Here is a 15,265-nt window from a genome sequence, read left to right as displayed (position 1 = left end):
CCGTCCGGTTCCGGTTACGCTGCGTTGCGAAGGTCACAGTTCAAAGCGCTTGCTTAGCGGGCATGAACTGGGTGTACTGACGAGTAATGTTTCGGTCGAAGCGCGCGGACGCCCCGACCGGGATCGGCCGCTTCAGGCGCCTATGCTGCCTGCAAGAGGCAGCCAGGAAATGACGATGCAGTAGGAGAGCCGGCGTGAGCTTGAGGATCGTTGTCACTGTGAAGTACGTGCCCGACGCCACTGGCGACCGGCACTTCGCCGATGACCTGACTGTCGACCGCGACGACGTGGACGGTCTGCTCTCCGAGCTGGACGAGTACGCGGTCGAGCAGGCACTGCAGATCGCGGAGAACGCGGACGACGCCGAGGTCACCGTTCTGACGATCGGCCCCGAGGACGCCAAGGACGCGCTCCGCAAGGCCCTGTCGATGGGTGCCGACAAGGCCATCCACGTCGAGGACGACGATCTGCACGGCACCGACGCCATCGGTACCTCCCTGGTGCTGGCCAAGGCCATCGAGAAGGCCGGCTACGACCTGGTCGTCTCCGGCATGGCCTCCACCGACGGCACCATGGGTGTCGTACCGGCGCTGGTCGCCGAGCGCCTGGGCGTCCCGCAGGTCACCCTGCTGTCCGAGGTCTCGGTCGAGGACGGCACGGTCAAGGGCCGCCGCGACGGCGACGCCGCCTCCGAGCAGCTCGAGGCGCAGCTCCCGGCCGTCGTCTCCGTCACCGACCAGTCGGGCGAGGCGCGCTACCCGTCCTTCAAGGGCATCATGGCGGCCAAGAAGAAGCCGGTGGAGTCCTGGGACCTGTCCGACCTGGACATCGAGGCCGAGGAGGTCGGTCTCGACGGTGCGTTCACCAAGGTCGAGACCGCGACCGAGCGTCCGGCCCGCACGGCCGGCACGATCGTCAAGGACGAGGGCGAGGGCGGCAAGCAGCTCGCTGAGTTCCTCGCGAGCCAGAAGTTCATCTAAGGGCTCGCCCCCGCTGACCGCCCCTCAACTTCGTTACGCAGGAGAGCAATCCCATGGCTGAAGTCCTCGTCTACGTCGACCACGTGGACGGTGCCGTCCGCAAGCCCACCCTGGAGCTGCTGACCCTGGCGCGCCGCATCGGCGAGCCCGTCGCCGTCGCGCTGGGCAACGGCGCCGCCGACACCGCCGCCACGCTCGCCGAGCACGGCGCGGTGAAGGTCCTCACCCACGACGCGTCCGAGTACGCCGAGTACCTGGTCGTGCCCAAGGTGGACGCCCTGCAGGCCGCCCACGAGGCCGTGTCCCCGGCCGCCGTGCTGGTCCCGTCCTCCGCCGAGGGCAAGGAGATCGCCGCCCGCCTGGCGCTGCGCATCGGTTCCGGCATCATCACCGACGCCGTCGACCTGGAGGCCGGCGACGAGGGCCCGGTGGCCACCCAGTCGGTGTTCGCCGCGTCCTTCACCACCAAGTCCCGTGTCATCAAGGGCACCCCGGTCATCACGGTCAAGCCGAACTCGGCCGCCGTCGAGGCCGCCCCGGCCGCCGGTGCGGTCGAGGCCCTGTCCGTGACCTTCTCCGACAAGGCGACCGGCACGAAGGTCACCGGCCGCACGCCGCGTGAGTCGACGGGCCGCCCGGAGCTGACCGAGGCCGCGATCGTGGTCTCCGGCGGCCGCGGCGTGAACGGCGCGGAGAACTTCTCGATCATCGAGGCGCTCGCCGACTCCCTCGGCGCGGCCGTCGGTGCCTCGCGTGCCGCGGTGGACGCGGGCTGGTACCCGCACACCAACCAGGTCGGCCAGACCGGCAAGTCGGTCTCGCCGCAGCTGTACATCGCCAACGGCATCTCCGGCGCCATCCAGCACCGCGCGGGTATGCAGACCTCCAAGACGATCGTGGCCGTCAACAAGGACGCCGAGGCCCCGATCTTCGAGCTGGTCGACTTCGGTGTGGTCGGCGACCTCTTCGACGTCGTCCCGCAGCTGACCGAGGAGATCAAGACCCGCAAGGGCTGAGCTTCGCCTTCGCTGTACGAGGCCCCCGTGACCAGCGCGGTCACGGGGGCCTCGGTGCATGCTGGACACGGTGTTGACCAGCGGGAACCATGCCGGATACCTTCATTCTACGGATTGTTGATTCCGTAGAGCGGAAAATGGAGGGTGTGGGATGGGCCAGGGCCAGCAGGAGCAGGGCCGGCAGGAGCGGGTGGCGACGAGCCTCGCGGGCGCCGTCAGCGAGGAGATCAGCGCCTCCCTCGCGCCGGTCGACGCGGAGCTGGAGCGCCGCTACCCCGGCGACCCCGGCACCCGGCAGCCCGTCCACACCGTCTACGTCCCCGGTGACGCCTTCGCCGCCGACACTCTGCGCTCGTGGGGCGACCGGGCCCTCGCCGCGCTGGACGAGCACGCCCCGGACGCGGCCTCCTTCGCGGCCGTCCTCGGCCTCCCCGACGACCTCGCCGAGCCGGTCCACTCCCGCGTCCGCGCCAAGCTGGAGCGCGAGCCCATCGAGGACCTGCGCGTCGACTTCGAGGACGGCTACGGCCCCCGCCCGGACGCCGAGGAGGACGCGGCGGCGGCCCGCGCGGCCCGTCTGATCGCCGAGGCGTACCGGAACGGCACGGCGGCGCCGTACATGGGCATCCGCATGAAGTGCATGGAGGCCGCGGTACGCGACCGGGGCATCCGCACCCTCGACGTCTTCCTCACCGGTCTGATGGAGGCCGGCGGCCTGCCCGAGGGTCTCGTCCTCACCCTGCCCAAGGTGACGTACCCCCAGCAGGTGAGCGCCTTCGTCCGCCTCCTGGAGGCCTTCGAGAAGGCCCACGGTCTGGACGCCGGGCGCCTCGGTTTCGAGATCCAGATCGAGACCAGCCAGTCCATCCTCGCCACCGACGGCACCGCCACCGTCGCCCGCATGATCCAGGCCGCCGAGGGCCGCGCCACCGGACTGCACTACGGCACCTTCGACTACAGCGCCTGCCTCGGCGTCTCCGCCGCCTACCAGGCAAGCGACCACCCGGCCGCCGACCACGCCAAGGCGATCATGCAGGTGGCGGCCGCGGGCACCGGAGTCCGCGTGTCCGACGGCTCGACGAACGTCCTCCCCGTCGGCCCGACCGCCAAGGTCCACGACGCCTGGCGCCTGCACTACGGCCTCACCCGGCGCGCGCTGGCCCGCGCCTACTACCAGGGCTGGGACATGCACCCCGGCCACATCCCGACCCGCTACGCGGCCGTCTTCGCGTTCTACCGTGAGGGCTTCGAGCAGGCCGCGGCCCGCCTCACCCGGTACGCCAACCGGACCGGCGGCGACGTCATGGACGAGCCCGCCACCGCCAAGGCCCTCAGCGGCTACCTGCTGCGCGGCCTGGACTGCGGCGCCCTCGACATCGCCGAGGTGGCCCGTCTGACCGGCCTCACCCGCGCCGACCTGGAATCCTTCGCGGCGCCCCGCCGAGGCGACCTGACGGCCTCCGCGAAGTAGCGGCCGCACTCGGGGACACCACTCAGCGAACGGCGCAACGGTGTCCCCGGGGCAACGGAAACCGGCCGGCGGAAACGGGATCGCAGGCTCGGGGGCCCGGAGCGACGGAACCGGTGGGCGGCCGGACCGCGTCAGGGACGACCGTGCTCCCACGGCCCCCGGCCGTCGGCGTACGGTTCGAGTCCCGATGCCGTCACCCACTTGTGGTGGGCGAACAGTCGCGTGCCCCGTGCGCACCGTGCGGCGTCACCGCGCGCCCGGGCGCTGAACTCCTCCGGTGTCACCCCGAACAGTTCCCGCAACGCGGCGGATTCCCTGAGGAGTTGGGTGAGGATCGCACGCTGGCCGGGATGGCGGCGGGGCGTACCGTCGCCGTTGCGCAGCACCCCGTGCCGGTTGACGTAGGAGTACACCCCGGGGAGGACCTGGCCGTCGGCGAGCTCGACGGACACGTCCGGTGCGGGCAGCCAGACCCGCCGGAAGTTGCCGTCGGGCAGCGGCACGCCCTCGCTGGCGTCGATCACCTCGAGTTGCCGGCGGTCGAGCCAGATGACGAACAACTCCCGCAAGGCACCGGGTGACTTGACGGGAGAGGCGGACACATAGCCCATGCGGCTGACGTGCGCGGAGACGCCCACGTCCACCCCGGTCACCCGCGTCCGCACCATGGGGATGGCACCGTCGATCCCGAACTCGGCCATCTTGTGCCGCAGTTGAGCGGGGGAGGCGTTGGAGCCGACGGCGAGCACCGGGGCCCGGTCGGCGTACACCAGGCGCTCAAGCGGCAGCATCCGGTCGCCGTGCAGCAGCCCGGAGTCCGCGGGCCAGGCGCCGGGATAGGTCAGCGGATGGTCACGGGGTGCCTCGGCGAGGCCGAGTTCCGCCAGGGTGCGGCCGGCCATGCGCGGCTCAGTCGGCCGGCGGCAGCTCGCCGGAGCCGCGCGTGATCAGCCGGGTCGGCAGCTCGATGCGCTCCGGTGCGACGAGGCTGCCGTCCAGTTGGCGGAAGAGACGCTCGGCGGCGGTCCGGCCGAGCGCGGCCGCGTCCTGCGCGACGACCGTGACGCCCGGCTGGAGCAGATCGGCCAGTTCGATGTCGTCGAAGCCGACGAGGGCGACCGGGCGGGGCCGCTCGGCGAGGACCCGGATCACGGTGACCGTCACGCGGTTGTTGCCGGCGAAGATCGCGGTGACCGGGTCGGGCCCGGAGAGCATCTCCTCCGCCGCCCGGCGCACCCGCTCCGGGTTCGTCGCCCCGAGGGACATCCAGTGGTCCTCGACCGGTATCCCCGCGTCCTCCATGGCCGTCCGGTAGCCGCGCAGTCGCTCGGCCGCGGTGTGGATCCGGGGCATGTCACCGATGAAGCCGACCCGCCGGTGCCCGTGCGCGATCAGATGGGCGACGCCGTCACGGGCACCGCCGAAGTTGTCGGACAGGACGACGTCGGCGTCGATCCGCCCGGCCGGGCGGTCCACGAACACGGTGGCCACGCCCGCCCTGATCTCCGGCTCCAGATAGCGGTGGTCGTCCCCGGCCGGGATCACCACCAGGCCGTCCACCCGTCGCGCGCACAGGGCCAGCGCCAGCTCCTGCTCGCGCTCCGGGTCCTCGGCGCTGGAACCGTTGATCAGCAGGGCGCCGTGGGCGCGGGCCACCTCCTCCACCGCGCGGCTGAGCGGACCGTAGAACGGGTCCGCGAGGTCCTCGAGGACCAGGCCGATGCTCGCCGTGCGGCCCTTGCGCAGCACCCGGGCGCTGTCGTTGCGGCGGAAGCCGAGGGCGTCGATCGCCTCCTGGACGCGGCGTTCGGTGTCCGGGGTGACGCCGGGCTCGCCGTTGACCACGCGGGAGACCGTCTTGAGGCCGACGCCGGCCCGTGCCGCCACGTCCTTCATCGTCGGGCGGTTGCCGTAGCGGGTCCCGGAATGGCGGTCTGTGCGGCGGGTGGTCTCGGGCACGATGCGCTGTCCTGTCCTGTTGGCCGTGTTCCCCCATGGGGTGGTGCGGCGGTCCATGGGCTTGTATGAGGATGTGGCGTCGAGCATAGAGCCTGGACAACGTTGTCAGATGCGAGAGAGACTGTCCACCGCTGTCTCCGGCCTGCGCCCCCACCGCTTGACCGGCCTGCCCCTCTTTGGTTCTCGAGCTTTCAACGGGGAGATCTGACTCTGATGCACACCGACCTCGTGGCGGCCCTCGACATCGGCGGCACCAAGATCGCCGGCGCGCTGGTGGACGGCCACGGACGGATCCTGGCGCGGGCCCAGCGCGCCACGCCCGCTCAACAGGATGGCGAAACGGTCATGCGGGCCGTCGCGGAGGTGCTCGGCGACCTCGGCGGGTCGCCCCTGTGGGGACGCGCCGGCTCGATCGGCATCGGGAGCGCCGGCCCGGTGGACGCCTGCGCGGGCACCGTCAGCCCGGTGAACGTGCCGGGCTGGCGCGACTTCCCGCTGGTCGAGCGGGTGCGCGCGGCCACCGGTGGTCTCCCGGTCGAGCTGATCGGCGACGGCGTCGCGATCACGGCGGCCGAGCACTGGCAGGGTGCCGCCCGCGGCCACGACAACGCGCTGTGCATGGTGGTCTCGACGGGTGTCGGCGGCGGTCTCGTCCTGAACGGCCGGCTGCACCCCGGCCCGACCGGGAACGCCGGGCACATCGGCCACATCAGCGTCGACCTCGACGGCGACCTGTGCCCGTGCGGCTCGCGCGGCTGTGTGGAACGCATCGCCAGCGGGCCCAACATCGCCCGCCGGGCCCTGGAGCAGGGCTGGCGTCCGGGCTCCGACGGCGACACCTCGGCCGCCGCGGTGTCCGCCGCCGCACGCGAGGGCGATCCGGTCGCCGTGGCGTCCTTCGAACGGGCCGCCCAGGCGCTGGCCGCCGGCATCGCGGCCACCGCGACCCTGGTCGAGATCGACATCGCGGTGATCGGCGGGGGCGTGGGCAAGGCCGGTGACGTTCTCTTCACACCCCTGCGCAAGGCGCTCACCGACTACGCGACCCTGTCCTTCGTGCGGCGGCTGACGGTCGTGCCCGCGCAGATGGGCACCGACGCGGGCCTGGTCGGCGCCGCCGCGGCCGCGCTGGCCCGCAGGCCGGACGCGACCGCGGCGAGCGTCTGATCGCAAGGTTCAGCAGCTCAGGCGGGCGTCCGCCCAGTCCGCGTGGTCCGAGTCGACGCCGTCCCCGCCGTCGCTGACGACCAGCCGGACCACCTGGGCGCCGCTGACGTCGGCGGTGACCGGCTGGGCCGGCTGCGCGTTGGTCAGCACACCGGTCGAGGCGGCCTTCGTGCCGTCCGCCCAGATCTCGAAGGCGACGGTGCCCTTGGCGCCCTTCTCGTCGTCCACCCCGACGTCCGCGGTGATCTTCTCGCAGGCCTTGCCCGTGTAGAAGGACAGCTCGCTCAGTGCGTGCACGCCGAGCCCCTTGGCGTACGTCACCCCGCCGATGCTGAGCGGGTTCCCGTCGCCCGCGGCGCTCTCCCCGTTGCTGGTGTCGCGTTCCACCGGCCCCCAGCCGCTCGTCGCCGACAGCCACGGCAGGTCGCTGAGGTACGACGTCCCGGAGGGCGGCGGCAGGACGACGGACGCGGTCAGCGCGAGGGTGCTCGTCACGCGCTGACCCGAGGGCGAGCGGTAGCGCGCCTCGAGCGTGAGGCCGTAGGAGCCCGTCGGTGTCCCGGCCGGGGTGGTCAGGCGCCAACCGGTGCTCAGTGACCGGCCCGTGGCGAGGGCGGCGGCCGTGGTCGCCGATGTGGGGCGCACGCTCCATCCCTGGGGGCCGGTCAGCGACACGGACACCTGACGCGCGGGCGTACGCCCGAGGTCGGTGACGGTGCTCGTCAGCGTGGCCGGGGCGCCCGCCACCAGCAACGGGCTGCCGTCCAGTCCGAGTTCCACGGCGGGAGGCCGGGCGGCCCAGTCCGGGTCGGCCGCGACGCGCAGCAGGACCGTGCCGTGGGCCGGGACGGTGGCGGCGATGGTGCCGGCGGTGTTGTAGCCGCGGTGCTGCCACAGGTCGCGCAGCGTGTAGGCGTCGGCGTCGGGCAGGCCCACGGCGCTCGCGCTGGTGGCGATCCGCTGGGCGGTGCCGGACTCGTTGAAGAGGGCCACCGCGCGGCTGCCGTCCTTCATCTCCTTGGCGACGACCCAGCGCCCGCCCGCGGAGGAGACGACCGTGCCCTGCTTGCCGAGCGGGTCCTGGTCGACGGCGATGACCTCCTTGTTGCCCAGGATGTCGTACGTCGCCTGGGAGGCCTTGCGCAGGTCGGTGCCGATGAGCAGCGGTGCGGCCATGACGGACCAGAGGGAGAAGTGCGAGCGGTACTCGGTGTCCGTCATGCCGCCGTTGCCGACCTCCAGCATGTCGGGGTCGTTCCAGTGGCCGGGTCCGGCGTAGGGGGCGAGCGGGAGGTTCTGCTTGAGGATGGACAGCATCGAGCTCCAGCTGTCGCTGATGTCGCCGGTGGTCCGCCACAGGTGACCGACGTCCGAAGCCCATTCCCAGGGCTTGTTCTCGCCCCATTCGCAGATGCTGTAGACGATGGGCCGGCCGGTCCTCGCGGAGGCGGCCTTCAGCGCGTCGCGCATGGTCCGGTAGCGCGTCCTGGCGTCGACGCCGAGGTTGTTGCAGTTGTCGTACTTGAGGTAGTCCACGCCCCAGTCCGCGAACTGCTGGGCGTCGCTCTCCTCATGGCCCAGGGCGCCGGGGAAGCCCGCGCTGTTGCACGTCTTGGTGCCTGCGCTGGTGTAGATGCCGAGCTTGAGGCCCTTGGCGTGCACGTAGTCGGCGACGGCCTTGATGCCGTTCGGGAAGCGGGCCGGGTCGGGCACCAGCTTGCCGTTGGCGTCGCGGTCGGGCAGCGCCCAGCAGTCGTCCAGGTTGACGTACTGGTAGCCCGCGTCCCGCAGGCCCTTGTCGATGAAGAGGTCCGCGATCCCCTTGACCATGGCCTCGTCGAAGTCGGCACGGCAGTGCGTGGAGTTCCAGTTGTTGAAGCCCATCGGCGGGGTGAGGGCGAGGCCGTCGGCCAGGGCGGGCGCGGCGGGCTCCTGCGCGGGAGCCGCCAGGGCGGGGGCGGCGAGACCGCCCGCGCACAGCAGGGCCGCGGTGAGTGCTCCGACCACTCTTCGACGGGTTGTGCGGGTGTGAGGGTGACGCATCGTTGACGTTCCTCCGACTCGCGAAAGGTGGATGACGGCATGCGGCCACCCGGGACTGCATGTACGCGTCATCGGTGCGCGTTCACGGTAGAAGCTGTCCGACTCTGTTGGAAGAGGTGCGTCGGGTTTGGACGATATCCCGTCAAAACCCTTGACAGGCGGACGATTTCGCAGTGCCGACGTGCTCGGACGTTCGGATGTGTTGGCTTCGGGCGATCTGGCCTCGTAGCCGAACCGGCGGCAGGTCGGAAGAGGCCAAGGGCGGCTGGGGCCAGGCGGGCGGGGACGGCAGCAGGAGCGCCGAGCTGCCCCGTCAGCCCGTCAGCCTGCCGCTGAGCCGGGCCGGCAGCCGGTGCCCAGGCCCGGCGACCGAGGGCCCGTCGAGCGCCAGGGGCCGGCGCCGGCCGGATCCACGACCGCCCCCTAGGTGGAGCCGTCGGCGAGCACCTGAGCACGCGTGCAAGTCGTCAGTCCCGAGGGACCCGCAGCTCAGCGTCGGACATTCCGGCAGCGCCCTCGCCCGACCGCAGGACGTCCTCGACGAGGCCGCCGCCCGTCCGTGGAAGCCAAAAGAACCGCTCACACCCGCTCCTGGTCCCGGCGGAACTCGTGCACGACCTCGATCCGGCCGACGATGTGGGTGTTGAACTCCTCCAGCTCCTCGGCCGGAACCCACAGCTCCAGGATCGTCTCGCCGCCCGCCTGCCGGACCGGATAGCGGCCGAGGAATTCCGCGTCGACCTCGAACCGGGTCACGAAGCCCGCGCCGTCGTGCTTGACGTTCCAGTCCCGGGCGATCCGGATCGCGTAGTCCTCGTTGAGGGCCGGGTAGAAGATCGGCTGCTCCGGCAGCCGGGGCGGCCACGCCCGCCACCCCAGCTCGCGCACCAGCTCCAGCTCCGCGGGCCCCGTCGGACGCCAGAGGGTCGTGGTGGAGCGGGGGCCGGTCATGGCTGTGCCCTCCTGGGCGGTCGCGGCGGTCAGGGCCGGTTACCGGGGTTGCGAACGATGCGGCGGTCACCGCGATGCAGGCCTCCGGACGATAGCCGCGGCATGATCGTCGGAGCCACGGGATTTCGCCGCTGCCCGCTGCCCGCTGCCCGCTGCCCGCCGTTGACGCCCGCCGTCCGCCGTGCTCCGGAGCGGAACCGTGGCGATCCGCGTGACCCCCGGCCGCTTCCGCAGTTGATCAGCGCATGAAGAAGCGCAGCATGCTCGCCCTCGCCACCCTCGCCGCCGGATTCGTCGTGGCCGCCGTCACCCCGTCCCACGCCGCGGAGGCCGGGCCCCTCGGCGACCTCAACGTCGCGGACACCCTCGACACGGCCGGTCAGCTCGTCAGCCACGACAGTTTCTCCGTCGACGACAACGCCCTCGGGCAGGAGTGAGGTCCGACGGCGTACGGCGAGTGTGCCGGTGTCCCCGCCGCGGGGGGGGGACCGGCACTCCCGTATGGGCGCCCTCACCGGGGCGGGGTTTCCGTGGCAGGGTGGAGCGGGCAAGCCACAGGGGGCCGACACAAGAGGGGGAGTCCGTGACCGTCGTCTGGATCAACGGCGCGTTCGGTGCGGGAAAGACCACCACCGCACGGGAACTGATCGAACTGATCCCGAACAGCACGCTCTTCGACCCCGAGGTCGTCGGCACGGCGCTCACGCACCTGCTGCCGGCCAAACGCCTGGCCGAGGTCGGCGACTTCCAGGACCTGCCGATCTGGCGCCGGCTCGTGGTCGACACGGCGGCCGGGATGCTCGCCGAGCTGGGCGGGACCCTCGTGGTACCCATGACCCTGCTCCGCCAGGAGTACCGCGACGAGATCTTCGGCGGTCTCGCCGCCCGCAGAATTCCCGTGCACCACCTGGTCCTCGCCCCGGCCGAAACGATCCTGCGCGCCCGGACAGCCGGCCGGGAGGTCCCACCGGACCTGCCCGACGGCGAGCTGCGGGTACGGCAGTGGTCGTACGACCACATCGAGCCCTACCGCGCCGCCCTCGCCTCCTGGCTCACCGCCGACGCCCACCTCGTGGACACCAGCGCCCTCACCCCGTACGAGACCGCCGTGCGCATCGCCGAGTCCGTCGGCAGCGGTGCCGTACCCGCCTGCGAGATCGTGCAGACCCCCGAGCCGACCGCCGAGACGCTCGCCGCCGGGGTCCTGCTCTTCGACGAGCAGGACCGGGTGCTGCTCGTGGACCCCACCTACAAGCCCGGCTGGGAGTTCCCCGGCGGCGTGGTGGAGCGCGGCGAGGCCCCGGCCAGGGCCGGCATGCGCGAGGTCGCCGAGGAGACCGGGATACAGCTGCGGGAGGTGCCCCGGCTGCTCGTCGTGGACTGGGAGCGGCCCGCGCCGCCCGGCTTCGGCGGGCTGCGGCTGCTGTTCGACGGCGGCAGGCTGGAGCCCGGCGAGGTCTCCCGGGTGCTGCTGCCCGGGCCGGAGCTGCGGGCCTGGCGCTTCGCCGGCGAGCAGGAGGCCGCCGAGCTGCTCCCGCCGGTCCGCTACGAGCGGCTGCGCTGGGCCCTGCGCGCCCGCGAGCGGGGGACCGCCCTCTATCTGGAGGCCGGCGTGCCGCTCGGCTGACCTGCCGCCGCGTGGGGACGTGATCAGAACGCGGCCGCCGCGCCGCGCAGAGCGGCCGCGGCGTCGCCCACCACCGGGTCACCGTGCCCGAAGCAGGCCACCTCCGCGTCGAGGTCCGCCAAGGTGCCCAGGGAGGCGAGGAGCTGGGGGCGGTCGAGGTTGAACACCCCTGGCATCACCGACCCGTCGACCGGTGAGGCCGCCACCGTGTCCCCGGTGAACAGCACGCCCTCGTCGGGCAGGAACAGCGCGATGCTGCCGTCGGTGTGGCCGGGGACGTGGAGCACCCGGGCGCCGCCGCCGAAGTCCAGCACGTCGCCGTCCGACAGGCCGGTGACCGCGTGCGGGGGCACCGGCGTGCCCTCGGGCAGGTGCCTGGCCGCCGCCGCGTGGACCGGCAGCTCCCACTCCTCGAACCGCGGCGGCGGGCCGGGGAGTTCTCCGCGGACGAACGGTGCGTCCAGCCGGTGCGCCAGCACCTCCGCACCGCTCAGCGCGGCGAACTCACCCGCCCCGCCCGCGTGGTCCTCGTGGAAGTGGGTCAGCACGATCCGCCGTACGTCCTCGGGGGCGCGCCCCAGCGCCGTGACCGCCTCCGCGATCGTCCGGCCGGCACCGAGCGCTCCGGCGTCGATCAGCGTCAGCTCGTCGTCGTCGCGCCAGAGATAGGCCTGGCCGACCGGGAAGCGCAGGAGGTGGAGGCGGGGGAGCAGTTCGATGACGTCCATGCGCCGACCGTAGGCAGGGCCCCCGCCCGCGGGCGAGGGCCCTCTGCCGCCGGCAGAAGGGTCAGCCCGCCGCGTAGTTGCGCAGGAAGAGCGCCTCGGCGACCGACAGCCGCTCCAGCTCCTCGGGCGACACGCTCTCGTTGACCGCGTGGATCTGCGCCTCCGGCTCGCTCAGGCCGATGAGCAGGATCTCCGCCCGCGGGTACAGGCCGGCGAGCGTGTTGCACAGCGGGATCGAGCCGCCCTGGCCGGCGTACTGCATCGTCTCGCCCGGGTAGGCCACCGCCATCGCGTCGGCCATCGCCTGGTAGGCAGGGCTGGAGGTGTCGGCGCGGAACGCCTGGCCCTGGCCGATCTGCTCGGTGGTGACCCGGGCACCCCACGGGGTGTGCGCCTCGAGGTGCGCCTGGAGCAGCTTGGTGGCCTCCGCCGCGTCCACGCCCGGCGGCACCCGCAGGCTGATCAGGGCGCGGGCGGTGGACTGCACGGACGGGGTGGCGCCGACGACCGGCGGGCAGTCGATGCCGAGGACCGTGACCGCCGGGCGGGCCCAGATGCGGTCGGCGACCGAGCCGTCCCCGATCAGCCCGACGCCGTCCAGCACCTTGGCGTCGTCGCGGAACTGCTCCTCGGTGTACTCCAGACCGTCCCACCGCGCCGTGGCGTCCAGCCCGTCGACCGTGGTCGAGCCGTCCTCGGCGCGCAGCGAGTCCATGACGCGGATCAGCGCGGCGAGCGCGTCCGGGGCGGCGCCGCCGAACTGGCCCGAGTGCAGGTTGCCGGCCAGGGTGTCGATCCGCACCCGGAGCAGCGTCATGCCGCGCAGGGTGGTGGTGACCGTCGGCAGGCCGACCCGGAAGTTGCCCGCGTCGCCGATGACGATCGTGTCCGCAGCCAGCAGCTCGGGGTGCTGTTCGGCGTACCGCTCCAGGCCGCCCGTGCCCTGCTCCTCCGAGCCCTCCACGATCACCTTCACGTGCACCGGGACGCCGCCGTTCGCCTTCAGGGCGCGCAGGGCGAGCAGGTGCATGATCAGGCCGCCCTTGCAGTCGGCGGTCCCGCGGCCGTACCAGCGGCCGTCGCGCTCGGTCAGCTCGAACGGCGGGGTGGTCCAGCCGGACTCGTCCAGCGGCGGCTGCACGTCGTAGTGCGCGTAGAGGAGAACCGTTTTCGCGCCCTCGGGGCCCGGGAGGTAGCCGTAGACCGACTGGGTGCCGTCCGGCGTGTCCAGCAGGGCCACGTCGACGAAGCCCTCGGCGCGCAGCGCGTCGGCGATCCAGCTCGCGGCGGCCTCGCTCTCGCTCTTCGGGAACTGCGCGAAGTCCGCCACCGACTTGAAGGCGACCAGCTCGGTCAGCTCCGCCTTCGCCCGGGGCAGCAGCGAGGCGACGGTCTCGGCGACCGGATTCGACGACATGGGCACGCTCCTCGTGGGTGCGACGTTGAACGGGGTGAGTACCCCCGATACTCCCACAGTGGCCTGCGGCGACGGCCGCCGTAGGATGCGAGGGACACTACGGCAGCGGCTTGATCGGAGCAGTAGACCATCGTGAGCGGCGAGAACTCTTCGGCGGACGACGTGCAGCGGGTGTGGGACGTCGTCGTGGTGGGCGCGGGACCCGCGGGGGCCTCGGCCGCCTACGCGGCGGCGGTCGCGGGGCGGCGCGTGCTGTTGCTGGAGAAAGCCGAGTTGCCCCGCTACAAAACCTGCGGCGGCGGCATCATCGGCCCCTCGCGCGACGCACTGCCGCCCGGCTTCGAGCTGCCCTTCCGGGACCGGGTGCACGCGGTCACCTTCTCGAACAACGGCCGCTTCACCCGCACCCGCCGCTCCAAGCAGATGCTGTTCGGGCTGATCAACCGGCCGGAGTTCGACCAGCAGCTCGTCGAGCACGCCCAGAAGGCGGGCGCCGAGCTGCGTACGGGCGTCACGGTGCAGCGCGTCGAGCAGCACGGCTCGGCGGTGCCGGACCGGCGTACGGTCGCCGTCGTCCTGCAGGGCGGGGAGACGGTGCTGGCCCGCGCGGTCGTCGGCGCCGACGGCAGCGCCAGCCGCATAGGAGCCCACGTCGGTGTGAAGCTGGACCAGGTGGACCTCGGCCTGGAGGCGGAGATCCCGGTGCCGGAGCCGGTCGCCACGGACTGGAAGGGGCGGGTCCTCATCGACTGGGGTCCCATGCCCGGCAGTTACGGCTGGGTGTTCCCGAAGGGCGACACGCTGACGGTCGGCGTGATCTCCGCGCGCGGCGAAGGCGCGGCCACCAAGCGCTACTTGGAGGACTTCATCGCCCGCCTCGGTCTGTCCGGCTTCGAACCGGCCATCTCCTCCGGCCACTTGACCCGTTGCCGCGCCGACGACTCGCCGCTCTCCCGCGGCCGGGTGCTGGTCTGCGGTGACGCGGCCGGCCTGCTGGAGCCGTGGACGCGCGAGGGCATCTCCTTCGCGCTGCGTTCGGGCCGGCTGGCGGGGGAGTGGGCGGTGCGGATCGCCGAGGCCCACGACGCCGTCGACGCCCGGCGCCAGGCCCTGAACTACGCGTTCGCGATCAAGGCCGGGCTCGGCGTCGAGATGAGCGTCGGCAAGCGGATGCTGGCCGTCTTCGAGAAGCGTCCCGGGCTCTTCCACGCGGCCCTCACCGGCTTCCGTCCGGCGTGGAAGGCGTTCAAGGACATCACGCAGGGCTCGAGTTCGCTGGGCGAGATGGTCCGTGCCCATCCGCTCGCCCAGCGGGCCCTGACCGCACTGGACCGGGGGCAGGCCGCCCCGGCGGAGGAGCCCGTCAGTTCGTGACGGTGATCCGGAAGACGGGGTGGTCGGGGGCGCAGGCGACGATCTCCTCGTCGGAGGACGTGGCGGTCACCCCGTCGAAGTACTGGTTGACCTCCCAGCCCCACTTGTCCAGGTAGGTCCGCAGCATGGGGAGCTTCTCGGCGTCGGGAAGCTCCACCGCGGTGAAGGTGCGCACCTTGCGGCCGACGCGCAGTTCGCCGCCGCCGGCGGCCCGCATGTTCCGCACCCACTGGGAGTGGCCGCGCGCCGAGACCAGGTACTGCCCGCCGTCGTAGGTGTGCGGGTTGACCGGGATGCGCTGCATCTTGCCGCTCTTGCGGCCGGGCACGGACATCTCGGCGGTGCCCGCGAGGCTGAGCCCGTGCCGGGCGAGCCAGCCGATCACCCTGTTCAGGCGGACGTTCAGCGGGCTGCCCTTGAGGTAGTACGGCGAAGACGACGACATGGTGACCCCCACGGTTCGGGAGAGCGGTGCTCTCGCTCCACTCCAGTGTGGAGCAGACGGGTGCTCCGGAGCAAGAGCGGTGCTCTC

Annotated in this window: 14 protein-coding genes; 7 read left to right on the top strand and 7 right to left on the bottom strand. The window is 72.4% G+C overall.

Features of this window, described 5'->3' with window-relative positions:
* Positions 1–194 precede the first annotated feature (194 nt).
* From ACGFRF_RS02395 to ACGFRF_RS02385, 3 genes are all read left to right on the top strand, one after another.
* Positions 195–980: an electron transfer flavoprotein subunit beta/FixA family protein gene (locus ACGFRF_RS02395; protein ID WP_393736358.1), complete on the top strand. Its 786-nt coding sequence runs from the start codon at positions 195–197 to the stop codon at positions 978–980.
* A 53-nt stretch (positions 981–1,033) separates the two neighbouring features.
* A complete protein-coding gene (locus ACGFRF_RS02390; RefSeq protein ID WP_393736356.1) occupies positions 1,034–1,996 on the top strand; it encodes an electron transfer flavoprotein subunit alpha/FixB family protein in 963 nt (320 codons plus the stop codon).
* 151 nt (positions 1,997–2,147) lie between these two features.
* On the top strand, positions 2,148–3,467 hold the full coding sequence (locus tag ACGFRF_RS02385) for a DUF6986 family protein (protein WP_393736354.1): 1,320 nt from the start codon (positions 2,148–2,150) through the stop codon (positions 3,465–3,467).
* A 131-nt stretch (positions 3,468–3,598) separates the two neighbouring features.
* On the opposite strand, the gene ACGFRF_RS02380 is transcribed toward ACGFRF_RS02385, so the two are convergent.
* Together ACGFRF_RS02380 and ACGFRF_RS02375 are read right to left on the bottom strand one after the other, a co-directional pair.
* Entirely contained in the window at positions 3,599–4,369 is a 771-nt protein-coding gene (locus tag ACGFRF_RS02380) for a hypothetical protein (RefSeq protein ID WP_393736352.1), read from the bottom strand.
* Between the two features lie 7 nt (positions 4,370–4,376).
* The gene (locus tag ACGFRF_RS02375) at positions 4,377–5,426 is read right to left on the bottom strand and encodes a LacI family DNA-binding transcriptional regulator (RefSeq protein WP_393736351.1); all 1,050 of its coding nucleotides are present in this window, start codon (positions 5,424–5,426) and stop codon (positions 4,377–4,379) included.
* 213 nt (positions 5,427–5,639) lie between these two features.
* Here ACGFRF_RS02375 and ACGFRF_RS02370 point away from each other — a divergent pair, with 213 nt between their 5' ends.
* A complete protein-coding gene (locus ACGFRF_RS02370; protein ID WP_393736349.1) occupies positions 5,640–6,593 on the top strand; it encodes an ROK family protein in 954 nt (317 codons plus the stop codon).
* 9 nt (positions 6,594–6,602) lie between these two features.
* Here the strand turns inward: ACGFRF_RS02370 and ACGFRF_RS02365 are convergent, their stop codons facing one another.
* Both ACGFRF_RS02365 and ACGFRF_RS02360 read right to left on the bottom strand, forming a co-directional pair.
* Positions 6,603–8,636 carry an NPCBM/NEW2 domain-containing protein gene (locus ACGFRF_RS02365; protein WP_393736347.1) on the bottom strand — a complete coding sequence of 678 codons (2,034 nt, stop codon included), beginning with the start codon at positions 8,634–8,636 and terminating at the stop codon, positions 6,603–6,605.
* Between the two features lie 579 nt (positions 8,637–9,215).
* A complete protein-coding gene (locus ACGFRF_RS02360) occupies positions 9,216–9,587 on the bottom strand; it encodes a hypothetical protein (protein WP_393736345.1) in 372 nt (123 codons plus the stop codon).
* A 245-nt stretch (positions 9,588–9,832) separates the two neighbouring features.
* On the opposite strand from ACGFRF_RS02360, the gene ACGFRF_RS02355 reads away from it, so the two are divergent.
* Positions 9,833–10,024, top strand: coding sequence for a hypothetical protein (locus ACGFRF_RS02355; RefSeq protein ID WP_393736343.1), 192 nt, complete (start codon positions 9,833–9,835; stop codon positions 10,022–10,024).
* A 146-nt stretch (positions 10,025–10,170) separates the two neighbouring features.
* Positions 10,171–11,214, top strand: a complete 1,044-nt coding sequence (locus ACGFRF_RS02350) for an NUDIX domain-containing protein (RefSeq protein WP_393736341.1) — start codon at positions 10,171–10,173, stop codon at positions 11,212–11,214.
* Between the two features lie 23 nt (positions 11,215–11,237).
* On the opposite strand, the gene ACGFRF_RS02345 is transcribed toward ACGFRF_RS02350, so the two are convergent.
* Together ACGFRF_RS02345 and ACGFRF_RS02340 are read right to left on the bottom strand one after the other, a co-directional pair.
* Entirely contained in the window at positions 11,238–11,942 is a 705-nt protein-coding gene (locus ACGFRF_RS02345; RefSeq protein ID WP_393736340.1) for an MBL fold metallo-hydrolase, read from the bottom strand.
* 61 nt (positions 11,943–12,003) lie between these two features.
* On the bottom strand, positions 12,004–13,359 hold the full coding sequence (locus ACGFRF_RS02340; protein WP_393736338.1) for a dipeptidase: 1,356 nt from the start codon (positions 13,357–13,359) through the stop codon (positions 12,004–12,006).
* A 132-nt stretch (positions 13,360–13,491) separates the two neighbouring features.
* Between ACGFRF_RS02340 and ACGFRF_RS02335 the strand changes: the two genes are divergently transcribed.
* The gene (locus ACGFRF_RS02335) at positions 13,492–14,733 is read left to right on the top strand and encodes a geranylgeranyl reductase family protein (RefSeq protein ID WP_393736336.1); all 1,242 of its coding nucleotides are present in this window, start codon (positions 13,492–13,494) and stop codon (positions 14,731–14,733) included.
* Here ACGFRF_RS02335 and ACGFRF_RS02330 read toward each other — a convergent pair.
* A complete protein-coding gene (locus ACGFRF_RS02330) occupies positions 14,723–15,178 on the bottom strand; it encodes a nitroreductase family deazaflavin-dependent oxidoreductase (protein ID WP_393736334.1) in 456 nt (151 codons plus the stop codon). The genes ACGFRF_RS02335 and ACGFRF_RS02330 overlap by 11 nt on opposite strands.
* Positions 15,179–15,265: the final 87 nt, after the last annotated feature.

It is taken from the genome of Streptomyces sp. NPDC048521 (genome assembly GCF_043199855.1).
GTDB lineage: Bacteria > Actinomycetota > Actinomycetes > Streptomycetales > Streptomycetaceae > Streptomyces.
This window is presented reverse-complemented; position numbering and strand designations above follow the sequence as displayed.